This is a genomic window from Chitinophaga chungangae, assembly GCF_017742215.1.
GTDB classification, from domain to species: domain Bacteria; phylum Bacteroidota; class Bacteroidia; order Chitinophagales; family Chitinophagaceae; genus Chitinophaga; species Chitinophaga chungangae.
The window spans coordinates 968,990-990,713 of the sequence record NZ_JAGHKP010000003.1 but is presented as its reverse complement, the minus strand read 5'-3'; the positions used below and the strand labels follow the sequence as shown (position 1 = coordinate 990,713).

General features: G+C 54.0%; 20 protein-coding genes and 1 other RNA gene. 10 read left to right on the top strand and 11 right to left on the bottom strand.

The genetic code is table 11. The annotated features are described in order from the left end of the window. Positions 1-40: 40 nt before the first annotated feature. Both J7I43_RS18395 and J7I43_RS18390 read left to right on the top strand, forming a co-directional pair. On the top strand, positions 41-2,287 hold the full coding sequence (locus J7I43_RS18395) for a discoidin domain-containing protein (protein WP_209147320.1): 2,247 nt from the start codon (positions 41-43) through the stop codon (positions 2,285-2,287). A 179-nt stretch (positions 2,288-2,466) separates the two neighbouring features. Then, positions 2,467-3,261 (top strand): hypothetical protein, encoded by a 795-nt coding sequence (locus J7I43_RS18390; RefSeq protein ID WP_209147319.1) that lies wholly within the window; start codon positions 2,467-2,469, stop codon positions 3,259-3,261. A 91-nt stretch (positions 3,262-3,352) separates the two neighbouring features. Here the strand turns inward: J7I43_RS18390 and J7I43_RS18385 are convergent, their stop codons facing one another. The 10 genes from J7I43_RS18385 to bioD form a co-directional block, all read right to left on the bottom strand. Next, positions 3,353-3,802: a DUF4870 domain-containing protein gene (locus J7I43_RS18385; RefSeq protein ID WP_209147318.1), complete on the bottom strand. Its 450-nt coding sequence runs from the start codon at positions 3,800-3,802 to the stop codon at positions 3,353-3,355. Positions 3,803-3,837: 35 nt separating this feature from the next. Next, an RNA gene (gene rnpB, locus J7I43_RS18380) (RNase P RNA component class A) lies at positions 3,838-4,214 on the bottom strand. A gap of 26 nt (positions 4,215-4,240) precedes the next feature. Next, entirely contained in the window at positions 4,241-5,263 is a 1,023-nt protein-coding gene (locus J7I43_RS18375; protein WP_209147317.1) for a Smr/MutS family protein, read from the bottom strand. A 33-nt stretch (positions 5,264-5,296) separates the two neighbouring features. After that, positions 5,297-5,761 (bottom strand): DoxX family protein, encoded by a 465-nt coding sequence (locus J7I43_RS18370; RefSeq protein ID WP_209147316.1) that lies wholly within the window; start codon positions 5,759-5,761, stop codon positions 5,297-5,299. Positions 5,762-5,876: 115 nt separating this feature from the next. Continuing rightward, the gene (locus tag J7I43_RS18365; RefSeq protein ID WP_209147315.1) at positions 5,877-7,529 is read right to left on the bottom strand and encodes an amino acid permease; all 1,653 of its coding nucleotides are present in this window, start codon (positions 7,527-7,529) and stop codon (positions 5,877-5,879) included. A gap of 104 nt (positions 7,530-7,633) precedes the next feature. Further along, the gene (locus J7I43_RS18360) at positions 7,634-8,605 is read right to left on the bottom strand and encodes a polyprenyl synthetase family protein (RefSeq protein ID WP_209147314.1); all 972 of its coding nucleotides are present in this window, start codon (positions 8,603-8,605) and stop codon (positions 7,634-7,636) included. Between the two features lie 33 nt (positions 8,606-8,638). After that, on the bottom strand, positions 8,639-10,762 hold the full coding sequence (gene rnr / locus J7I43_RS18355; RefSeq protein ID WP_209147313.1) for a ribonuclease R: 2,124 nt from the start codon (positions 10,760-10,762) through the stop codon (positions 8,639-8,641). A gap of 31 nt (positions 10,763-10,793) precedes the next feature. After that, positions 10,794-11,870, bottom strand: coding sequence for a tetraacyldisaccharide 4'-kinase (lpxK, locus tag J7I43_RS18350; protein WP_209147312.1), 1,077 nt, complete (start codon positions 11,868-11,870; stop codon positions 10,794-10,796). Positions 11,871-11,883: 13 nt separating this feature from the next. Continuing rightward, positions 11,884-12,468 carry a 5-formyltetrahydrofolate cyclo-ligase gene (locus J7I43_RS18345; protein ID WP_209147311.1) on the bottom strand — a complete coding sequence of 195 codons (585 nt, stop codon included), beginning with the start codon at positions 12,466-12,468 and terminating at the stop codon, positions 11,884-11,886. 23 nt (positions 12,469-12,491) lie between these two features. Beyond that, positions 12,492-13,133 (bottom strand): dethiobiotin synthase, encoded by a 642-nt coding sequence (gene bioD, locus J7I43_RS18340; RefSeq protein ID WP_209147310.1) that lies wholly within the window; start codon positions 13,131-13,133, stop codon positions 12,492-12,494. A 64-nt stretch (positions 13,134-13,197) separates the two neighbouring features. On the opposite strand from bioD, the gene J7I43_RS18335 reads away from it, so the two are divergent. Both J7I43_RS18335 and J7I43_RS18330 read left to right on the top strand, forming a co-directional pair. Continuing rightward, positions 13,198-14,556 (top strand): pyridoxal-phosphate dependent enzyme, encoded by a 1,359-nt coding sequence (locus J7I43_RS18335; RefSeq protein WP_209147309.1) that lies wholly within the window; start codon positions 13,198-13,200, stop codon positions 14,554-14,556. 8 nt (positions 14,557-14,564) lie between these two features. Further along, entirely contained in the window at positions 14,565-15,341 is a 777-nt protein-coding gene (locus tag J7I43_RS18330) for a helical backbone metal receptor (RefSeq protein ID WP_209147308.1), read from the top strand. Here the strand turns inward: J7I43_RS18330 and J7I43_RS18325 are convergent. Next, positions 15,338-15,715, bottom strand: coding sequence for a hypothetical protein (locus J7I43_RS18325; protein ID WP_209147307.1), 378 nt, complete (start codon positions 15,713-15,715; stop codon positions 15,338-15,340). The genes J7I43_RS18330 and J7I43_RS18325 overlap by 4 nt on opposite strands. A 156-nt stretch (positions 15,716-15,871) precedes the next feature. On the opposite strand from J7I43_RS18325, the gene J7I43_RS18320 reads away from it, so the two are divergent. From J7I43_RS18320 to J7I43_RS18295, 6 genes are all read left to right on the top strand, one after another. Continuing rightward, positions 15,872-16,321, top strand: a complete 450-nt coding sequence (locus J7I43_RS18320) for a QcrA and Rieske domain-containing protein (protein WP_209147306.1) — start codon at positions 15,872-15,874, stop codon at positions 16,319-16,321. Between the two features lie 177 nt (positions 16,322-16,498). Beyond that, positions 16,499-17,845, top strand: coding sequence for a M60 family metallopeptidase (locus tag J7I43_RS18315; RefSeq protein ID WP_209147305.1), 1,347 nt, complete (start codon positions 16,499-16,501; stop codon positions 17,843-17,845). A 54-nt stretch (positions 17,846-17,899) separates the two neighbouring features. Beyond that, positions 17,900-18,967, top strand: a complete 1,068-nt coding sequence (gene fbaA, locus J7I43_RS18310; protein ID WP_209147304.1) for a class II fructose-bisphosphate aldolase — start codon at positions 17,900-17,902, stop codon at positions 18,965-18,967. 134 nt (positions 18,968-19,101) lie between these two features. After that, positions 19,102-19,947 carry an acetyl-CoA carboxylase, carboxyltransferase subunit beta gene (gene accD, locus J7I43_RS18305; protein ID WP_209147303.1) on the top strand — a complete coding sequence of 282 codons (846 nt, stop codon included), beginning with the start codon at positions 19,102-19,104 and terminating at the stop codon, positions 19,945-19,947. 48 nt (positions 19,948-19,995) lie between these two features. Beyond that, the gene (gene smpB, locus J7I43_RS18300; protein ID WP_209147302.1) at positions 19,996-20,436 is read left to right on the top strand and encodes an SsrA-binding protein SmpB; all 441 of its coding nucleotides are present in this window, start codon (positions 19,996-19,998) and stop codon (positions 20,434-20,436) included. 141 nt (positions 20,437-20,577) lie between these two features. After that, entirely contained in the window at positions 20,578-21,723 is a 1,146-nt protein-coding gene (locus J7I43_RS18295) for a tetratricopeptide repeat protein (RefSeq protein WP_209147301.1), read from the top strand. The last annotated feature ends 1 nt before the right edge of the window (position 21,724 follow it).

Here is a 21,724-nt window from a genome sequence, read left to right as displayed (position 1 = left end):
CCACGTCGATAGTTTTGATTACCCTTAACTCCGTTCCACTATGAAACACGTTACCATTTCCCTTTTTATGTTATTCATCCTGCTGCAGACGGCATCAAAAACGTTTGCCCAGGACATCTACATCAATCTTTCTGCGCCGCGCCAAACCGTAGACGGTGCGGGCTTTTGCCACGAAGGCGACCGCCAGAACGGGAATTATTACATTCTCGACCAGCGCATCCAGCAAATGCTGGACAACAACATGTCGCTCTTCCGCGATATGCTGCCGAACAAAACCTGGGAGCCATCGAAAGGCGTGTACAATTACAACGACGACCGCGTGCTGAACTGCATCAAACGGTTGAAAATAATGCAGGACCGCGGCATCAAAACCATCCTCGGCATCTGGGACGTGCCCAACTGGCTCGTCAGCAACCCGTCTGCCGGCAGTAACAGGAAGATCAACAATTTCGACGATTTCGCTTGGTTCATCACCTCCTTCCTGCTTCACGGCAAAAACAATTACGGCCTCACCGTCGATTTTGTGGATGTGAACGAAACCCGTACTTCCGGCATCAACATTTCCATGACGGCGCAGGAATACATCACGCTCATCCAGAAATGCAACGCCCTGTTCGCCGCCAACGGCATTCAAACCAAAATGAACCTCGGCAGCGTATTGCTTTGGGACATCCAGTATTGCAAAGACATTTACAACGCGGTGAACAGTCTTCCCGCCGCAGGCTACCCCTCCTGGCACACTTACCGCGGCGGCAGCACAACCGGCCGCGAACCGATCTCGTACTGGGAAAACTGGGGCGCATGGCGGCAGACCATCAACCGGAACCTCTGGGGCACCGAGACCGACTACGACGCGTATTATTGGGAGAACCCTGAAAGGCTTACCTGGCAAGGCGTTGAAGAGATGGCCGTGATGTATTACCGCAATTATTACGTAGCCAGGATGTCTACCTCCGCCGGATGGTTCTGGCGCACAGACTGGCCGTCGCACAACGTGCACCTGGCGTATATGCGGCATTTCGAGCCGGGCGGTCAGGTGGTGGAAACCAGTCAGCCCAGCGCCGATGTAATGACCGTGGCGTACAAACACGAAACCAAAAACAAATTCGTGATCCAGACCGTCAATCAATCTTCGACTGCCCGCACCGTAAGTTTCCATGGCGTACCGGCCAACAAGCCGCTCACACTGGTGCGCACCAGCGAAGCCGGGGACCGCTCTCAAACCGTAGGCACTTATACGCCCAATGGCGGCGTGCTGACCATTACCCTGCAGGCCAACAGCTTCAATACCTTTTACGGCGAATTAGGAGCTTCAAATCCCCCTACAGGGCCCGCCACGGTGTATGCAGACTGTCCTTTAGCCGGCGCGGCGGTTAGCCTGCCCGTGGGTGACTATACGCAGGCGCAGCTGCAAAGCCTCGGCGTGCAAAACAACAGCATTTCTTCGGTGGCCGTGCAAAGCGGCTACAAAGTGACCTTGTATGCGGACGATAACTTCGGCGGCGCTTCCCTGGAGCTGACGGCGGACGACGACTGCATTGCAGACAACAACTTCAACGACCTCACCTCTTCCATCAGGGTGAGCGCAGTAACTGGCAATCCCAACCTTGCGTACAACCGGCCCATTTTCACCACGTCCAACGAAAGCGCGGCGTATGCGGGGCCATACGCGGTGGATGCGGATGGCAATACACGCTGGTCCAGCGCATATGCAAACAACCAGTCCATTGTGGTAGACCTTGGCGCGAATTATTCAGTGAACCGCGTGCGGCTGGCGTGGGAAGCGGCGTACGCGCGGGATTACCAGATACAGTTTTCCACCAACAACACCACCTGGACGACCGTGCGTGAGTTTTGGGGCAAATCTTCCGCCGCGCCAGACGACCAGACCGGCCTGAGCGGCACCGCGCGGTACGTGAAGGTGTATTGCATCAACAGGGCTACGGCTTACGGGTTTTCGCTGTTTGAATTCGAAGTGTACGGCGCGCCGCAGGCAGGCAACCTGATGGCCGCCGCTCCGGTTGCTTCGGAAACCAAACCGGCCGGCCAGGAAGGGATCGTCGCCTGGCCCAGCCCTACCCGCGGCATCGTAAAAGTGCAATTGCCCGCGGGCTGGCAAAAAGGATGCAGGCTGGAAGTGATCAGCAGTACCGGGAAAGTGCTGCTGAGCAGGCAGATCGCCGGCGGAAGCGAAGAGCTCGACCTGGCGTCGCTCCCTTCGGGCTGGTATGTGATACGCGCGGAGAAAAACGGCAAACAGCTGGTGAGCAGGATCGTCAAAGACTAAATTCCTTCATCAACATAACCGGCCGCCTCTATACGGGGCGGCTTTTTTTTTTGAAACGGATTTTCAAACGGTTCATTCCGCGTATTTGTCATTTCAGGCGGTGAAGCATTTTCCGGAACCGGGTTCTTCCGCAATTTGCGGCGATCTGTAAATTGTATTCACCCCAAAATCATGCAACGATGAAAAGGAAATTATGGTTGTGCTGTCTTGTTTTCGGCACACTGGCGGCCTGTTCCAAAAAGGATAAGGACAACGCTCCCTCCGCCGCAGCGAAATACCTCACCCAAATGACGCAGGAAACAGGCGGTATCACTACCGCGTACACCCTTTCGTACGACGACAAAAAACGTCTCACCGCTTACGTCGAAAAAGAAGAAGGCGTGCTTACCACCGAACGCGCGCTCACGTACGACGCCTCCGGCCGGCTCGTGAAACTGAAAAACGATCACCCGCAGGAAGGTACTTACGAAGAATACACGTTCACCTACAACGCGGCCGGCGTTCCTGAAAAATACGTGCGCAAAATATCCGACGACGACGGACTGAAAACCACTATCAACGGCACTTACACGATAGCCAACGGGAAAGTGACGAGGATCACCGAAAAAGATACCGACCCCGAAAATCCCATCGAGATCTACATGGACTTCACGTATGCCGGCAACAACGTAACGAAAGTGGCCGTGAGCAGCGACGAAGCCCCCACCGTTGTGTCCAGTATCGAGCTGACGCACGGCGGTAAGAAAAACCCGCTGCGCGCCGGTTTGCAGTTAAACTACGCCTTGCTGTCCGACCTTGCGCTGGAAGCGCTTTCAGAGAACGAGACCCTTACGATGGAACTGCGTATAGGCAACAACGTGCAGCTGCAAAGCACCACTACTTACCAGTACGATGCGCAGGGTTATCCTACATCTTCCGAAGAACATGAGAACGGCAGCAACGAAGTGACGAAAACGACATACCAATACAAATAAAGACAGGATTAACCCGCTGTCGCACTTTTGAACAAAAAAGGGCCGACCCAAAAACGGATCGGCCTTTTTTGTTGCGGGAACCGCGAAATATTTATTTCACCAGCCTGAGGCTGAACGGGTACCTGTAATGATTGCCTTTATTGGCCTGGATGGCCGCGATGATGGAGAATGCGAGGTTTACGGCCCAGATCGCTTTGCTGAAACCGAAGGTGAAGAAAAATTCCGTGTCCCAGTGGTGGCTGTACCGCACCGGGTCGCTGAGCAGGAAACGCGTGAAGGTCCATGCGCCTGAGATCAGGCCGTTGATAATGCTCAAAGCCACCATCAGCAGGCTCATTGTGATCTGGAAGTTCACGGCTTCCTTCCCTTCGATGTCTACGAACCTCGATTCATTTTTTTTGAACAGCCAGATCACCAACGCGCCGATGATATTGCCAACGGGAGAAAATACGGCGTTGCCGATAATGCCGCCGAGGTGCACGAGAAATCCCCAGGTCCGGTCGTCTCTTTCAATACGGAGGTCGTCATTTTGAGTTTCCATCGGTAAGTCGATTTTGGTTAAAGTTCCGGTAAAAACACCCGGCATAGCTTGTAAGCCGGATTCTGTGCCCCGTTCTGCAACGGGACCGCTATCATTTATCTGCGACGCCCATCACTGGGCGCCTGTATCTGCCTACCCTCGGTCATCAGGCGGGCAGCCCTCAAACGACCGTTTACATGGCATTTCAGCACGCAAGGTTTACCCTCCCGCAATGTTACCATCCCGGGACGTGGGCTCTTACCCCACGTTTTCACCTTTACCGCAGGTTGCCCCGTGGAAGTAATTTTCTGTGGCACTCTCTGTACGCCTGCTTTCACAGGCGCCCCACCCGTTAGGTGGTGCGTTGCCCTGCGCTGTCCGGACTTTCCTTCCCTGCCGCTTGCGCGGCAAAGACGATAGCGCCGCTATGCCGGGTGTTAAATACCGGAATCTGCAAAATTACTTAAAAAATATTTCAGTGGCCCCGTAACCGTAGAACGGATGGTATTGGTTCACGAAAAATTTCACTTCCGGCACCGTTTTCAGGATCTCGTGCAATTCGTCGCGCAGGCGGCCCGTGCCTACCCCGTGGATCACGATCATGCTATGCTGGCGCTGCGAAATGGCCAGGTCGAGATAATGCTGGAACTCGTTCAGCTGGATGGCCACGATCTCCAGCGGGCTCAGGTCCCGCCAGTTGTCGGCCAGCCGGTCGATGTGCAGGTCTATCTCGTATTTGGCGTCTACCCGCGCGTTTTCTTTCAGCGACTGGAAAGACGTGAGGGTGGACAGTTTTTTCTTTTCCACCGGCGTAAACCCGTAATCGTCCTTTTCCTGCCGCGGCGGGTATTTGTCGAACAAAAGGTATTCGATAGTTGCCTTTTCCTGTTTTTTGAGGGTTTCCAGCTGCTGGAACAGCTGTTTAGCCTTCACTTTCCAGGTTTTTTCCACGGATGCGGCCAGCGTAAGGTCCGCGTCTTTCGGCGAAAAGCTGAACTCGAAACGCGGGTTGTCGTTCAGCTGGTCAAACTCAAGATCGGCCAGGTAATGGTGCTGGAAAGGGAAGATTTCCTGTTTCAGTTCGAGGAACAGGCTGTTGCTGAGCCATATTTCGAAGTGAAAGACGTAGGCGCGGTTCGTTTCATTGGCAAGATGGAATTTCATGTCTTCCACCACATCGTCGCCGAAGGCGTCTGTCCGCCACACAGGCAGCATGGTGAGGAACATGCCTTTTTCCTGCCTGTTTTCGCGGGGCACGGGCTTTTCCCTGCGGATCTCTTCACCGGGCGTTCTTTTGGGCGGCAAAGGGGCCTGTTTTTTGGTAAAACGGTGGAAATAGGGAAAGTCTATCTGGTCCAGGTACACCGGAAATTTCGTGCCGCCTACTTCCACCAGCACCATTTTATCGTTGATGATATCCACTACTGTTCCTTCCTCTTTGGAATGGAGCATGAGGATCTTGTCGCCTACTGTATATTTCATAGCAGGCAAAATTAAGCATAACCCGGATAGTTTTTACTTCATTCCCGCGGGGTATTTATCCGGCTCGGGGTGGCGCCGCATGTATTCGTCCACCGAAATGCGGCCGCTGCCTTCCACGAGGAAAAACAGGAGCATCAGTAAAACAGCGATGGAAAGGCTCAGTTCAGGATAAACGGAGAAGAGATTGGTGCCCATGCCCACGAAGAACACGGCGCCGATCAGCACGGGCAGGTTAGCGATAACGCCCACGCGTGTAAGCAGGCCGAGGGCGATAAAAAGACCACCTACGGTATGCGCGAAAACTATGTAATGAGCCAGCCAGAAAGAAAGCGCCGTGAGAAAAGGCTGTTCCGCGATCCGCGCCTTCAGCACGTCGATATTGTCGACGAACTGAATGCCTTTCCACATCAGGAGCAATCCCAGCAAAATCCTTAATCCGTCAATCCATTTGGGGTGATGATTGTCGCCCCACCGCTCAATGCGTTGCAGGAGGTTCATAACGAAAGTTTTAAGTAAGGAAAGAGCTACCGTATTAAAGTTACGAAATCCTCCAAACAAATACGGCCGCTTCCTTTTACGGGAAACAGCCGTTTATATCAGTCCGTTGTCGAATTTAAGCAGTTTTAGGGGCGAGCTTGCTTTTCCAGTAGCCGTAGAGGAAATACACGACCAGGCCGAACGCCATCCAGCAGAAGAACACCACCCAGCTGGACACGGGTATCTCGATCATCAGGTATAGGCAGCAAAGCATGCCCAGCACCGGTATCAGCGAAAGCCTTTTGATCATCGTAGCCACGGTGATGGCGGCCGCGAGGATGTAAAATATCAGGAACAGGATCAGTTCGTGATCGAAATACAGGATGTTGGCGAACGATTCGCGCACACGCTCGCGGAAAAAGAACGTGAATGCCGCGAACAGCACGGGCACGATGATCATCCCGTTGATGTAGGGCAGGTTGAAACGTTTGCTGCTTTTGTCTGCCGGGGGCAGCAGCAAAACGCCGCCGCATACCAGCACGAACGCAAAGAGGGTGCCGATGCTGGTAAGGTCCGTCACGATGCCGCTTTCCACGAACAACGAGGGTATGGCCACGATAAAACCGGTCACGACGGTGGAAAACCCCGGCGTTTGATATTTGGGATGCACTTTGGCGAAACGTTTGGGCAGCAGGCCGTCGCGACTCATGCTCATCCAGATCCTCGGCTGCCCGATCTGGAACACGAGGATCACGCTGGTAGCGGCTACCACGGCGCTGATAGAGATCACGTACCCGACCTTTTCCATGTTGAGCTTGTCGAACACATATGCCAGCGGGTCGGATACGTGGTTGAATTCCGCGTAGTTTACCATGCCGGTGATCACCAGCGTTACGATCACGTAAATGATGGTGCAGATGATGAGCGAATAGATCATGGCACGCGGCATGTCCCGCTGCGGATTGGCACTTTCTTCCGCCGTAGTGGAAATGGCGTCGAAGCCGATATAGGCGAAGAACACGGCGGACACGCCTTTCAGCACGCCTTCGAACTGGTTGGGCAGAAAGGGCGTCCAGTTGCTGGTGTCGATATAAAACACGCCGATCAGCACCACCACGGCCAGCACGATCAGTTTGAGGCCTACCATGGCGTTGGCGCTTTTTTTACTCTCACGGATACCGATATACGCGACGATGGTGATGAGCACTACGATGAGGAACGCGGGAATGTTCATGATCACGCGCCAGCCGTTCACGACGGGCGCCGTAGCCCATGCCAGGCCTTTGGAAGGGTCTGCGTTGAAAGCCTCCCTGGCCGACGCAGGATCGGTTACCAGCCAGGCGGGCAGGTGAATGTTCATGCCTTCGAGCACGTTGTTGAAATAACTACTCCAGGAAATGGCCACCACGATGTTGCCGATGGAATATTCCAGGATCAGCGCCCAGCCGATGATCCAGGCGGCAAGCTCGCCAAAGGCGACGTAGGAATAAGTATATGCGCTTCCCGCCACCGGCACCCGCGAAGCGAATTCGGCATAACAAAGCGCGGTAAAACCACAGGTAACGGCCGTCAAAACAAAAAGGAATATCACGCCGGGGCCGCCGTCGTACGCGGCCTGGCCGATCGTGGAGAAAATACCGGCGCCGATCACCGCCGCCACCCCCATCAGGGTAAGATCACGCACATTCAGCACCTTTTTAAGTCCCGCGGCATGCGCATCGGCTTCGGCGCTTTTGGCATCCTGCAAAATGCTGGCAAGGGACTTTTTCCTGAAAAGCGATTTAGACATCTGTTGTAGTTGAAGGTTGATATTAAAAACCGTTAATGGTAAACAGCAGCCGTTTTTCTCGTTGCCATTTACCATTAACGGTCAAATATAATGATATTCAGTTATCAATGCTGCCTCGTCAAAAGAAAATCCGCCAGCTCGCGCAGCGGCGCTTTGCGGTGCGATAATACGGCGATCGTTTCCAGGTGCTCGTAAGCGATGTTGCTGAAACGTTCTTTTTCTTTTTCGGCCCATTCGTCTACCCGGCAATCGTGGAACACCTGCAGCACTTCGTCCACTTTGTTGTCCGGGTTGGTTTCCATGAGCGTGTGCAGGTGTTTGCGCTGGGCGGGCGTGCAAAGTTCCAGGGCCTTGAGCAGCAGGAAGGTTTTTTTGTTGATGAGAATATCTCCTCCCTGTTTTTTCCCGAATTTTTCCGGGTCGCCGAATGCGTCCAGGTAATCGTCCTGTATCTGGAATGCGATACCTACGTTTTTGCCGAACTCGTAGAGATGCTGCTGGTTACCGTCCGACCCGCCGCCGGTGATGGCGCCCATCTGCAGGCTGGCGGCCAGCAGTACGGAGGTTTTGAGAGCGATCATGTTCACGTAATGTTCGTAATTCACCTGTTCGGGCTGCATCTGCTCCAGGTCCATGTCCAGCTGCTGGCCCTCGCATACTTCGCGGGCGGCTTTGTTGAACACGCTGATGATCTTCGTGCGGTATTTGCCGGTGATCTTGTTCAGGTATTCGTAGCTGTGGATGAGCATTACGTCGCCGGCCAGGATGGCGGCCGGATCGCTGTATTTGGTATGCACGGTGGGCATGCCGCGGCGAAGGGGCGCCTTGTCCATGATATCGTCGTGAATGAGCGTGAAGTTGTGGAACAACTCTATCGCGTTGGCCGCGTGAAATGCGTCGGGCTGTATCTCGTCAAACAATTCATTTCCGAGCAAACACAATACCGGCCTGATCCTTTTTCCGCCGATGCCGAGTATGTACTGGGCGGGATCATAAAGATTGGCGGGCTGTTCCGGGAATTGTCTTTTGCTAAACTGTTCTTCAAACTGCGCTGACAAGGCTTTAAATGAATGCATGATGCGAGTGTTATATTCTTCTTTGTTCTGCTGTTACTTCTTTTTTTTCCTGGCGGCCGGTTTACCTGCGGGCTTGCGGCCCTGGCCTTTCGATTTCGCGGAAGCGTCGACTGTTTTGCGGCGGCTTCTGACGGGCATTTGCACGTTATCCGTTTCCACGCCTTCCCTGGGCATTTCCGCGCTTCTGCGTTTGGACGGGCGTTTGGCGCCATCGCCTTCCGCTTCCACCAGGTCGTAATCGAGCTGGCGTTTGGCCAGGCTGGCAGCCACCACGCGGATGGTCACCCTGTCGCCGATCCTGATCCTACGGCCGGTTTGCATGCCTACCAGCGCATATTCCGACTCGGAATGCCGGAAATCTTCGCTGAGGTTATGCACGCTGATGAGCCCTTCGCATTTGGCTTCCACCGTTTCGGCCCAGAAGCCGAAGTGCGCCACGCCGCTCACTACCGCGTCGAACGTTTCGCCGATGAACTGCTGCATGTATTCCACCTGTTTGTACTTGTTGCCGGCGCGCTCGGCGTCCATGGCTTTTCTTTCCATTTCGGAGGAATGTTTGCAGCGTTTTTCCAGCTGCTTGTCGATCTTCACGTCGTCCGCCAGGCATTGCGCCAGGATGCGGTGCACCAGCACGTCCGGGTACCGCCTGATCGGCGAGGTAAAGTGGCAGTAATGCAGGAACCCCAGCCCATAATGGCCGATGTTCTCCGTAGTGTAAGCCGCTTTGGCCATGGTGCGGATGCCCAGCGTTTCCAGCACGTGCTGTTCAGGTTTCCCCTGCACCAGCTGCAGCATTTTGTTGAAAGACGCGGCGATCGTTTCCGGGCTGTTCACGTCGAATTTATACCCGAATTTACTCGCAAAAACGGCAAATACATGCATCTTTTCCTCGTCCGGCGTATCGTGTACGCGGTAAGGGAAAGGTACGGGGTTTTTATTGACTTTCTGTTTGGACACATATTCGGCCACCGTACGGTTGGCCAGCAGCATAAATTCCTCGATCAGCTGGTGCGCTTCCTTGCTTTCCTTCACGGTCACCCCGATGGGCCGGCCTTTGGCGTCCAGCTGGAAACGCACTTCCTGGGAAGAAAAATTGATCGCGCCGTCTTTGAACCGCTTTTTGCGCAGCGTTTGCGCGAGGCCGTTCAGCAAATGCACTTCCTGGTCATAAGGCCCCTCTCCTTTTTCGATGATCTCCTGCACTTCCTCGTACGTAAAACGATGATCGGAATGGATCAGCGTGCGGCCAAGCCAGTATTGCTTCACTTCCGCCTGGTCATTGATCTGGAACACGGCGGAGAACGTGAGCTTGTCTTCATGCGGCCGCAGCGAGCACAGCTCGTTGGAGATCTTTTCCGGCAGCATGGGCAGCACCCTGTCTGGCAGGTACACGGACGTGGCGCGTTTCTCGGCTTCCTTGTCCAGCGCGGTCAGCGGTTCCACGTAGTGGCTCACGTCCGCGATGTGCACGCCGATCTCAAGCAGCCCGTTTTTGAGGCGGCGGATGGAAAGCGCGTCATCGAAATCCTTCGCGTCCACCGGGTCGATGGTGAAGGTGAGTATCTTGCGGAAGTCTTTGCGTTTGGCGACTTCCTCGGCGGTGATCTTTTCGTATATCCGTGCCGTTTCTTCCAGCACATCGTCGGGATAATGCAGCGGGAAGCCGCTTTCCACGAGTATTTCTTTCATGGCCAGGTCGTTGGAATCAGACGCGTCGAGTATTTCCACGATCTCGCCAACCGGCTTGCGGGTCTTTTCGCCCCAGGCCACGATGCGCACCACGGCTTTGTCGCCGTTTTTCGCCTCGCCGACCGAGTTTTCGGGGATATAGATATCGGGGACGCCCGCGCCTTTTTCAGGCACGAGGAATGCGAAGGTTTTACTGAGTTGTATGGTGCCGGTAAATTCGGTCTTTTTGCGTTTCAGCACATCGGTGATAAATCCTTCCATACGGCCGAGGCCTTTGCCCTGGCGGATCACGTCCACCAGCACTTCGTCGCCGTCCAGCGCCGTGTTCAGGTTCTTCTGTTTCACCATGATGTCGCTCGGCAGGCCTTCTACCGCCACAAAGGCCATCCCGGAGCGGGTTACGTCCACAATACCTTTATAGGTCTTTTTCTGGCCGCTTTCTTTTTTGGGTTTCTTCTTCTTTGCCATTAACATGATTTTAGGGTGCGGTATCGGCGCTTCAGGCGTTGTTTTCCGCCTTTAGCATCTCATCTGCAACGTAGTCAAAAATAAAACTATTAAACGATTCCTCCTCTCCCGAAAGGAAAGCCACTTCCACCGGCATCACCGTAAACGGCAATTGCATCTGTTCGATCCGCGCCCGCAGCAGGTGTAGCCTTACGGCATCCTTTTCGGTGGTAACGATCACTTTCCGCGCCCCGTCCAACTGGTCAAGCTCCAGTTTGATCTTGTCCAGGTCTTTCTGCGTATAATAATAATGGTCCGGGAACGGGAGCAGGTGCACGTTTGGGTACTGTTGCAGCAAATGTTGTACCAGCGGTTCCGGCCGCGCGATGCCGCAGGCCACCAGGACGCCTGCGTCCGCGGGTATTTCAGCGGTTTCGCCCGTAAGCATGTTCACCGGCCGACCGTACCGCAGCGTGGTGAAAAACAGCCGCTGGTGCGGCAATGGCTGAATTTCGGCGCGTATCTTTTCCCGCTCCTGCCTGTCCAGGTCCGGCGGACATTTGCTCACGATAATGCCATTGGCGCGATGATAGCCTTTCCTACCTTCGCGCAGCCGCCCGAAGGGCACCACGTGGTCGCGGGTGAAAAGACGGCTGTAATCGGTCACCATCAGGTTCATGCCGGGTTTGATGGAACGGTGCTGGAAAGCGTCGTCGAGCAGGATCACCTGCGTTTCGGGCCGGTCGCCCAGCAGCTCGGGCACTGCCAGCATCCGTTCTTCGCCGACGCACACGGTGATGTCGGGGAATTTCTGGTGGAACTGCATGGGCTCGTCGCCGATATCGGCCGCGGTAGTGTTTTCTTTCGCCAGCAGGAAACCTTTGGTTTTGCGGTTGTATCCGCGGCTGAGCGTGGCGACGTTGTAATGCCCTTTCAGCAGGCGGATAAGGTATTCCACATGCGGCGTTTTGCCGGTGCCGCCGACGGACAGGTTGCCCACGGCGATCACGGGGAGGTCGAACTCCACGGAAGTAAGCAGGCCGTTATCGTACAGCCGGTTGCGTAGCCACAGCACGAAGCCGTACAGGAGTGAAAAAGGATATAAAAGATAATTCAGGTAACGCCACACGTTGATGGAGGTTTTAAGCTTTGAAATAAAAAATGCCGCCGGGCGTAACCACTGCGTCCATGGGCATATCGCCGCGCCATGCGTCCGCAACCGGCTCCGGCAGCGGCGGGAACAGGCACAGGCCTACGGTTTTCACGCCGGGCCGGCACTGCTGCAGGAAAGTATCGTACACGCCTTTGCCGTAGCCCACGCGTTGCCCGGTTTTGTCGAAGGCGAGCATGGGCACGAACACCACATCGATGTCCTGCGGGGCCACCGGGTCGCCGCTTTCAGGCTCGGGTATGCCGTAGGAATTATGCACGAGGCGGGTGGAATCGTTCCACCGGAAATGCTGCATGCTGCCCGTGGCAAGGTACGAGCGGCTGAGCACCAGCTGCACGCCTGGGTATTGCTGCTTCAGCCATTCCGCCAGCGGAAAGGTGTCTACTTCCTTTTTGGCGGCGATGGGCAGAAAGAGGTGAATATAGGAAGGCGTCCCCAGCTTCAGTTCCCTGCAATGCCCCAGCAGCGCGGCATTCAGCCGTTCGGCCTCGGTTTCGCTCATGGCCAGCCGCTTTGCAAGGTAGTCTTTCCGGATATCCTTTTTGAATAATGGCATCGGATGTTGGGTGTGAGCTTTTATTACAGGGCCAGCTGATGCAGCAGCGCGGGTTTCATCGATTCGGCCTGCAGCGCCACAAAATCGCGGTTCAGCCTGCGCGCCCGCGGGATGCGCGTGATGCGCGGGTAATGGCTCCAGCTGATGATATCGTCTTCGTTGCTGTGATAATCGCCGTTGAAGATCCATCCCAGCACGGGAATTTCAGCGTTGCGCAGCGCCATGGCCGTAAGCATGCAATGATTGATGCTGCCGAGGTAATTCTGCGCCACCACGATCACTTTCGCTTCCAGCGCCTTCACCAGGTCGATCGTGAAATAATCGCCATTGAGCGGCACCATCAGCCCGCCCGCGCCTTCGATCACCAAAGGTTTACCGGGATGCTGCAATTGTTTCGCACGTTCGATGATACGGTCCTCATAAATGATCAGCCCTTCCTTGCGGGCCGCCAGGTGCGGCGATGCGGGCATCCGGAGACGGTACAGCTCGTCCTGCACGAGGCCCGGCTCGGAGAGCAGCGCGCGCACGGTCTGCGTGTCCGTAGCGTCTTGCAGGCCCGCCTGCACCGGTTTCCAGTACAGCGCGCCCAACGCTTCCGTTACACAGGCCGACGCCACCGTTTTGCCCACGCCGGTACCAATACCGGTGATGAAGATGTTATTCATAAAAGCAAATATAAATCATCATTCAGGCAATTACCTTAATTTCGTTGACCAAGCACCAAAACTTATGAACTACTGCGAAAACATACTGGAAACGATCGGCAATACCCCATTGGTGAAACTCCACCGCGTAAGCGCCGGGCTGCCCTGCCCCGTGTTCGCCAAAGTGGAATTTTTTAATCCCGGCAACTCCATCAAAGACCGCATGGCGCTGAAAATGGTGGAAGATGCCGAAAAACGCGGCCTGCTGAAGCCGGGAGGCACCATCATCGAAGGCACGTCCGGCAATACCGGCATGGGCCTCGCGCTGGCGGCCATTATCAAAGGTTATAAATGCATTTTTACGACTACCGATAAACAATCCAAAGAAAAGGTGGACATCCTCAAGGCCGTTGGCGCGGAAGTGATCGTATGCCCCACCAACGTGCTGCCGGAAGACCCGAAATCGTATTACTCCGTGAGCAGGCGCCTCGCCACCGAAATACCCAATTCTTTTTACGTCAATCAATACGACAACCTCGCCAACCGCGATGCGCATTACGAGCAGACCGGGCCCGAAATATGGGAACAGACGGACGGGAAGATCACCCACCTGGTAGTAGCCACCGGCACCGGCGGCACCATCACCGGCACGGGCAAATTCCTCAAGGAAAAAAATCCGGACATCCAGGTGTGGGCGATCGACAGCTACGGATCGCTGCTGAAAAAATTCTTCGATACCGGCGAGCTGGACATGAATGAAGTACACCCATACATCACCGAAGGTATCGGGGAAGACTTTGTGCCACAGAACTACGACATGAGCGTGATCGACCATTTCGAAAAAGTGACCGATAAAGACGGCGCCGTAATGGCCCGCCGCATCGCAAAAGAGGAAGGCATTTTCGTGGGATATTCCGCCGGTTCCGCCATGGCCGGACTGCAGCAGCTGAAAAACAAACTGAAACCGACCGACGTGGTGGTGGTGGTATTCCACGACCATGGCAGCCGTTACGTCGCCAAAGTGTACAACGACCAATGGATGATGGAGCGCGGTTTCCTCGACGTAAAAACCGTGAAAGATGTAGTGAACAGCCGCCGGAATCTGCCGCTGGTCACGATCTCCACCGATGAAAAAGTACACGAAGCCATCGCGAAAATGAAAAAATTCGATATCGAGCATCTGCCCGTGTTGAAGAACGGCGGGATCGTTGGCGCAATTTCCGAAGGCGGCTTGTTCAGCAAACTGATCGACCAGCCGGAGCTGAAGGAATCTTCCGTTGAAAGCGTGATGCACAAAGCGTTTCCCGTTGTGGCGATGGACACGCCGATTGAAAAGCTCGCCGTGTATATCAACAAAGAAAACGGCGCCGTGCTTACGCAGGACGATACCGGCGCGTATCATATCGTCACCAAATACGACATTATCCAGGCCCTCGGCAATTAAAAAAAGACATGCTGTATACCGATCAGACCGGCCGCAGGGTCAACATTCCTTCGCCGCCGCAGCGCATCGTATCGCTGGTGCCCTCGCAAACGGAGCTGTTGTACGACCTGGGGGCAGACGTTGCCGGCATCACCAAATTCTGCATTCATCCCGAAGAATGGTTCCGCACCAAAACCCGCGTAGGCGGCACCAAACAGGTGAAGTTCGATGTGATTGCTTCCCTGCAACCCGATCTGATCATCGCCAATAAAGAAGAGAACGAAAAAGAACAGGTGGAATCCCTTGCAAAGGATTACCCCGTTTGGGTAAGCGACATCCATACGCTCGACGATGCGCTGGATATGATCGTTTCCCTCGGCGACATACTCGCCAGGCACCACGCGGCGCAGCAGCTGGCGCAAAATATCCGCGGCCGTTTCGATCTGTTGCAGCCGCTAAAAACCGCCGTTCCCACCGCTTATTTCATCTGGCGCGACCCGTGGATGGTGGCGGGCGGAGATACGTTCATCCACCAGATGCTGCGCGCCTGCGGCCTTCGGAATGTATTTGAAGATATACCGCGTTATCCTTCCGTTAGCCTTCCGCAGCTCGCCGCCAGCGCCTGCAAGCTGGTGCTGCTTTCGAGCGAGCCTTATCCTTTTAAAGAAAAACATATCGGCGAGATCAGGGAATACCTGCCTGATGCGGATATTTTGCTGGTGGACGGTGAGATGTTTTCGTGGTACGGCAGCAGGCTGCTGCACGCGCCGGGGTATTTTAATGATCTGCTTGACCCGCTCCGTTAATGTGCTTCGTTCACTAAAAATCCTTCAATCTTCTCACATAATATAAAATCCTGGTCTTGTGGGGAAACTATGCCGGTTTCATCAAAAGGGTCCAGGCTGATATAAAAACCGTCTTTCATTTTCAGTAATTTATAACGCTCTACGTTGTAAAAATTCCCTCTGTGATGATAATAAAATGAATACTCTCTAATCCCGCTGAAACGCAGCATAACCGTATTATTGACGCCGGAATAAAGCAATCTGAAATGCAGCCTGATCATTAACCCTTCCGTATCGTTATTTTCAACGTCGAACTTATATAGATTGGAACTGAGTAAGGTAAAATCGCGGAATACGATATTTACCAATTGTTCGTTTTCTCCGATGCTTTTCATGATTTACCTTCCTTGTTCCGCTTTAAATTATCGCGACATTTTTATTTTTCCAAGGCAACCTGAACAAATCCCCCGTCGTAATCTTCCTGGAACACCGCTTTTAAAGCCGTTAAAACAAATCTGATAAACAACCAACAACCTTAAACCATCTCAATTATGGAAAGAAGAGATTTTTTGTCCAATATGGGCATCACCCTTGCTATTGTCTGTACCGGCGGTTTGGCGGCCTGCGGCGGAAAAGGCGACGATCCGACGCCGGACCCTCCGGGTAATCCGCCGGGCAATCCTCCCGGCAACAATCCGCGCCTTACCGTAAACCTTACCAACCAGGTCACTACCGTGGGCAGCTTCCTGATCAGCGGCGGCGTAGTACTGATCAGGCTTGCAGCATCTAACGTTCCCGCATCTTTCTCCGCGGTTACCAGTACCTGCACGCATATGGGCTGCACGCTTTCCGGCGTGAACAACGGCATCATCGAATGCGGCAGCGCCTGCGGCCATGGCAGCAAATTTAATGCAGACGGCTCCGTGAACACCGGCCCCGCCACCAACGCGCTCACCAAATACACGATCGAGATCAGCGGCAACACGCTTACCGTGAAATAACCACCATATGAAATAGCCGATACACGTTACAACACCGTCTTACAGAGGGCTGGCCCGCAATGGCCGGTCCTTTGTGCATTTTGTAAGCACAATGTCATTTGTACGTTTAACGGGCGAAGCTAACGGGACGGAATACACTACATTTACCGCATACGTTTAACCTGAAAACCAGATCTAATGTCCACGAGCAGCTACTCTTTTGTGCTGGCAGCCATTCTTCTCGGCGCTGCCTGTAAAAAATCGTCCCCTGTCGTTAACCGGGAAGAAGAAAAACCCAAACCCGTTGTGGAACAGGCGAGCACCGCGCGTGCAGACAGCCTTGTGACCATCAGCGAAACCTTTTCCGGCACGGCCGAAGCAAACCGGCTGGCGCAGAGTTTTCCCGCGTCGGACTTCACGCCCACGGGTTTTTACCTGCCGCCCAACGTTTCGCTGAAACTGAACGTGGAGCAGGTTTCCGGCACTAAACTGCCTGTTCTGCTGGTGGGCACCTATTCGCGGTATACCAACAAATGGAACCCGCAGGAAGTACAGCTGAAAGCCGGCGAAAACACCGTGACCGACCCGCTGGGAGGCTTGCTGTACCTGCGATTCACAGCATCTACGCCGGGTAGCTCCAGCGCAAAGGTGCGTTTTGTAAGCGGGCAGAAACCGGTACCTTTTTATCAATTGGGAAAAACCACGCACACCGACTGGATGGAAGCGCTGGATAAATTAAAAGACGTGCCGGATGTGCAGCTGGTCAGCAACCGCACCATCATGGTCGCTTCCCGCGCCAATGCCATCGCCTACAGGGTGGAAGACCAGGATGCGCTGCTGCGGCTGGCGGACCGGGTGATCAACATCGAAGATTCCATCAGCGGGCTCGACGGCACAGCGCCTTCCGAAAAGGTGAACGCGCACAAATATCTTATGACCGAAACCGACAATTCCGATTATTACATGGTGGCCACCTGGTACCGTACCGCGTATTACCAGAATACGCTGGCAGCGGTATTGACGGTGAACGGTCTTGGCAAAGACGGCTGGGGCCCCTGGCACGAGCTGGGCCACATGCACCAGCAGGGCGCCTGGACCTGGGGGGCGCTCGGCGAAGTGACGGTGAATGTGTATTCGCTGGCTGTGGAACGGAAATTCGGCATTACGCCTTCGAGGCTGAAAAAAGACAACGTATGGCCGAAAGTGGATACATATTTCGCGAAGCCGGACGCGGAAAGGGACTTTAATGCTGGCGGAACGGACGTGTGGGTGCGGCTTTGCATGTTCCATCAGCTGTGGATGGCTTACGGCGACGCGTTCTATCACCAGCTGCACAAGGCGGCGCGGGCCGAAAAACCTTCGCTGGCAGACGATCCGGCGAAAATGAAATGGTTCATGCTGAAGACTTGCGCCATTTCCGGGCACAACCTCACCGCCTTCTTCCGCAAATGGGGCCTGAAGCCCGGCGAAAGCGCGTATACGGCCATAGCCGCGCTGAACCTGCCTGCGCCCGCCACGGAGCCTTCAACTTTGCGGGAAAACTAAAAATTGAATTGCCTATATTTGCTTTCCTTTAAAAATAAAAATATATCATCGTCTATGGGAAAGTACAAAGCCGGCGTATTATTCGGCGAAGAGCTGGAAGCGCTCTACAATGATGCCAAACAGAACGAATTTGCCATGCCCGCAGTGAACGTAGTGGGTACCAACTCAGTGAACGCGGTGCTGGAAACGGCCGCAAAGGTAAATTCCCCGGTAATCATCCAGTTTTCTAACGGCGGTGCGCAGTTCTTTGCCGGTAAAGGCATGCCGAACGACAAGCTGCAGGCCAATATCTCCGGCGGCATTTCCGGCGCAAAACATGTGCATGAAGTAGCTAAATATTACGGCGTACCCGTTATTTTGCATACAGACCACGCCGCTAAAAAATGGCTCCCCTGGATCGACGGGCTGCTGGACGCCGGCGAAAAGTTCAAAAAAGAGACCGGCCAGCCGCTGTACAGCTCTCACATGCTCGACCTCTCCGAAGAACCGATCCACGAAAACATCGAAACTTCCGCTAAATATTTCGAAAGAATGAACAAACTGGGCATGTCCATCGAGATCGAACTGGGCGTAACCGGCGGCGAAGAAGACGGTGTGGACAACTCCGGCGTGGAAAACTCGCTGCTGTATACCCAGCCCGAAGACGTGGCCTACGCTTACGAAACCCTGTCTAAGATCGGCACCCGTTTTACCGTAGCGGCGGCTTTCGGCAACGTGCATGGCGTGTATAGCCCGGGGAATGTGGAATTGCGTCCTGAAATCCTGAAAAACAGCCAGGAATATATTGAGAAAAAATATAACACTTCTAAAAAACCCGTGTTTTACGTGTTCCACGGCGGCTCCGGCTCCCCGAAACACCAGATCAACGAAACCCTGGGCTACGGCGTGATCAAAATGAATATCGACACCGATATGCAGTGGGCGTTCTGGGAAGGCGTGCTGGGTTTCTACAAATCCAAAGAAGCATACCTGCAGGCGCAGCTGGGCAACCCCGAAGGTGCGGACAAACCCAACAAAAAATACTACGATCCGCGCGTATGGCTGCGTAAAGGCGAAGAAACTTTCGTAAGCCGCCTGGAAGAAGCGTTCGCCGACCTGAACTGCATTAACCGCAACGCATAACGGTAAAAATAAATAAATCAAAAGCCCTCCGGAGCTCCGGGGGGCTTTTGATTTATTTAAAAATTTAATTTTATCGTATCTTGCACCACTATTCTTTAATCTAATTTTAATCTAATCACTAGTACACATTCAGTATGAGCTGGTTTAAGCGAATCAAACAGGGTATTTCAACATCTACCAGTGAGAAGAAAGAAGCGCCGGACGGTTTATGGCACAAATGCCCGAATTGCAAGAAAACGACCACTATGAAAGACCTGAAAGCGAATTTGTACGTATGCGACAAATGTAACTTTCACAACCGCATCAATTCACCTGAGTATTTCGAGATCATCTTTGACGATAACAACTTTGAAGAACTGTTCACCAACATATGGCCGAAAGACCAACTGGGCTTCAGCGACCTGAAACCTTATGGAGAAAGGCTGAAGGAAGCGCAGAAAAAGTCGGGACTCTCAGACGCCATGCGCGTGGGCGCGGGTGAAGTGAACGGGAATGGTCTTGTGGTGGCGTGTATGGACTTCAACTTCATTGGCGGCTCCATGGGCTCCGTGGTGGGTGAAAAGATCGCCCGGAGCATCGATTTTTGCATCGCGGAGAAATTGCCGCTGATGATCATTTCGAAATCGGGCGGTGCCCGTATGATGGAAAGCGCCTTCTCGCTGATGCAGATGGCGAAAACTTCCGCCAAACTTACACAATTGGCCGCCGCGCGCCTTCCTTACATCTCGCTGATGACCGACCCCACTACCGGTGGCGTTACCGCGTCGTACGCCATGCTGGGAGACATCAATACCGCCGAGCCCGGCGCCCTCATCGGCTTTGCCGGCCCGCGCGTGATCAAGGAAACGATCAAAAAAGACCTGCCCGAAGGTTTCCAGAGCGCGGAATTCCTCCTCGAAAAAGGGTTCCTCGACTTCATCACCGACCGGAAAGAACTCAAGAACAAACTGAGCACCCTGCTGGTGCTCTTCAAGCAATAAGAACCCCGGGCCGGCCCTGTAAAACTGCAAAGCCGGCCCATTCTCATCATGGCAGAATTAAAGAACAGATCGGCTTATTTCGAATTTGCGATAGAGGATAAATATATCGCCGGGATGGTATTGACAGGCACCGAGATCAAATCCATCCGGCAAGGTAAAGTGAGCTTCAACGACAGCTTCTGTTACTTTTCCAAAGGAGAACTTTATGTAAAAAGCCTCCACATCGCCGAATACTCCCACGGCACTTACGCCAACCACGACCCCATGCGCGAGCGCAAGCTGCTGCTGACCAAAAAAGAACTTAAAAAAATGGAAAAACGGATGCAGGAAAGAGGTTACACCATCGTTCCGCTTCGTATATTCATGACGGAAAAAGGACTGGCGAAAATGGAGATCGGCCTGGGCAAAGGTAAAAAGCTGCACGACAAACGCGATTCCATCAAAGCCCGTGAAGTAGACCGGGAGCTGAGAAGAAATTTTAAGATATAAACGCCGGCCGGAGGCCACAAACTTTATATCCGCCTCACCCCTATTTCTTCCTTTGTTAAAACCTTATTGATTTACCGCTTGTTATACGAATAAAATTTTCCGGCGCGCCATTTGCCTATAGAAACCTGTAAACACAGCTATATGAAACTATATCTCCGTTACCTGTCCCTAGCCCTGCTGGCTGTTATTCTCTTCTCATGCAAATCCGGTGAAAAATTATATAACAAAGGCCGGTACGACGACGCCGTGAACGCTTTCGTGAAAAAGCTGCAACGCCGCCCGACGGACGCTACTTCCCTCAGCCTGCTGCCCAGAGCTTACCAGTCCGCGATGGACTTCCACGAAAGCCGCGCCAAACAAGCCCTTGCATCCAACAACGACCTGAAATGGGAAAACGTGCGGTACGAGTACAACGCCATGCAACGCCTGTACGATGTTATCCGTTCCTCCCCCGCCGCCAACTCGGTCGTTAAACCGAAAGATTATTCCACCGCCATTACCAGCGTGAACGAAAATGCCGCCGAAGCCCGCTACGCGCGCGGCGTGCAGCTGCTCGAAAACGGCGACAAACCCAGCGCCAGGCAGGCGTACGATGAGTTCACCGCCGCCCTGCGCCTAACGCCCAATTATAAAAACGCCAACGAGCTCCGCGAGCAGGCCTATGCCATCGGCCTCGTGAACGTGGTGATCAGCGAAATAGACGTTCGCTCCCCGTATTACCAGTTTACCGCCGATCAGTTCCGCGACGCGCTGGTACGCAACCTTCAGTCCCGCAACATCAACGATTTCGTGAAGTTCTACGACCAGCGGCTGGTGCGCAACGACAGCCGGTTCCGCCCGGACCAGTACATGGAAATGCGGTTTATGGATTTCGTGGTGGGACAAACTTATGTAGACCGCCATTCCCGCGAAGTTTCGAAAGTAATACAGGTGCCCGGCACCAAAAAAGACAGCACCGGTAAGGCTATCATGGTAGACATCACCGTAAAGGCCACCGTGTTTGTGACCAGCAAGACCGTTGCATCCAACGGACTGCTCGACTACCGGATCGTGGACGTTGAAAATAACCGCGTGCTGCGGCAAGACAGGGTGCCCGGCTCCTTTACCTGGCGCAACCAGTTCGGCACTTACCGTGGCGACCAAAGAGCGCTCAGCGAGGAAGACAAACGCCTGATCGGTGGCCGCGACATTCCCCCGCCGCCCCCGCAGGACCTGTTCATGGAGCTTACGCGCCCCATTTACGACCGGCTGGCCAGCGACCTGCAGTCCTTTTACACGCGGTATTAAC

What these genes read in the sequence shown, in the direction of transcription:
- J7I43_RS18390 (WP_209147319.1), top strand. Translation starts at nt 2,467, where the DNA reads ATGAAAAGGAAATTATGGTTGTGCTGTCTTGTTTTCGGCACACTGGCG.
- smpB (WP_209147302.1), top strand. Translation starts at nt 19,996, where the DNA reads ATGGCAGAATTAAAGAACAGATCGGCTTATTTCGAATTTGCGATAGAG.
- J7I43_RS18395 (WP_209147320.1), top strand. Translation starts at nt 41, where the DNA reads ATGAAACACGTTACCATTTCCCTTTTTATGTTATTCATCCTGCTGCAG.
- bioD (WP_209147310.1), bottom strand. Translation starts at nt 13,133, where the DNA reads ATGAATAACATCTTCATCACCGGTATTGGTACCGGCGTGGGCAAAACG.
- J7I43_RS18360 (WP_209147314.1), bottom strand. Translation starts at nt 8,605, where the DNA reads ATGCATTCATTTAAAGCCTTGTCAGCGCAGTTTGAAGAACAGTTTAGC.
- J7I43_RS18335 (WP_209147309.1), top strand. Translation starts at nt 13,198, where the DNA reads ATGAACTACTGCGAAAACATACTGGAAACGATCGGCAATACCCCATTG.
- accD (WP_209147303.1), top strand. Translation starts at nt 19,102, where the DNA reads ATGAGCTGGTTTAAGCGAATCAAACAGGGTATTTCAACATCTACCAGT.
- rnr (WP_209147313.1), bottom strand. Translation starts at nt 10,762, where the DNA reads ATGGCAAAGAAGAAGAAACCCAAAAAAGAAAGCGGCCAGAAAAAGACC.
- J7I43_RS18370 (WP_209147316.1), bottom strand. Translation starts at nt 5,761, where the DNA reads ATGAACCTCCTGCAACGCATTGAGCGGTGGGGCGACAATCATCACCCC.
- J7I43_RS18325 (WP_209147307.1), bottom strand. Translation starts at nt 15,715, where the DNA reads ATGAAAAGCATCGGAGAAAACGAACAATTGGTAAATATCGTATTCCGC.
- J7I43_RS18320 (WP_209147306.1), top strand. Translation starts at nt 15,872, where the DNA reads ATGGAAAGAAGAGATTTTTTGTCCAATATGGGCATCACCCTTGCTATT.
- J7I43_RS18345 (WP_209147311.1), bottom strand. Translation starts at nt 12,468, where the DNA reads ATGCCATTATTCAAAAAGGATATCCGGAAAGACTACCTTGCAAAGCGG.
- J7I43_RS18330 (WP_209147308.1), top strand. Translation starts at nt 14,565, where the DNA reads ATGCTGTATACCGATCAGACCGGCCGCAGGGTCAACATTCCTTCGCCG.
- fbaA (WP_209147304.1), top strand. Translation starts at nt 17,900, where the DNA reads ATGGGAAAGTACAAAGCCGGCGTATTATTCGGCGAAGAGCTGGAAGCG.
- J7I43_RS18385 (WP_209147318.1), bottom strand. Translation starts at nt 3,802, where the DNA reads ATGGAAACTCAAAATGACGACCTCCGTATTGAAAGAGACGACCGGACC.
- J7I43_RS18295 (WP_209147301.1), top strand. Translation starts at nt 20,578, where the DNA reads ATGAAACTATATCTCCGTTACCTGTCCCTAGCCCTGCTGGCTGTTATT.
- J7I43_RS18375 (WP_209147317.1), bottom strand. Translation starts at nt 5,263, where the DNA reads ATGAAATATACAGTAGGCGACAAGATCCTCATGCTCCATTCCAAAGAG.
- J7I43_RS18315 (WP_209147305.1), top strand. Translation starts at nt 16,499, where the DNA reads ATGTCCACGAGCAGCTACTCTTTTGTGCTGGCAGCCATTCTTCTCGGC.
- J7I43_RS18365 (WP_209147315.1), bottom strand. Translation starts at nt 7,529, where the DNA reads ATGTCTAAATCGCTTTTCAGGAAAAAGTCCCTTGCCAGCATTTTGCAG.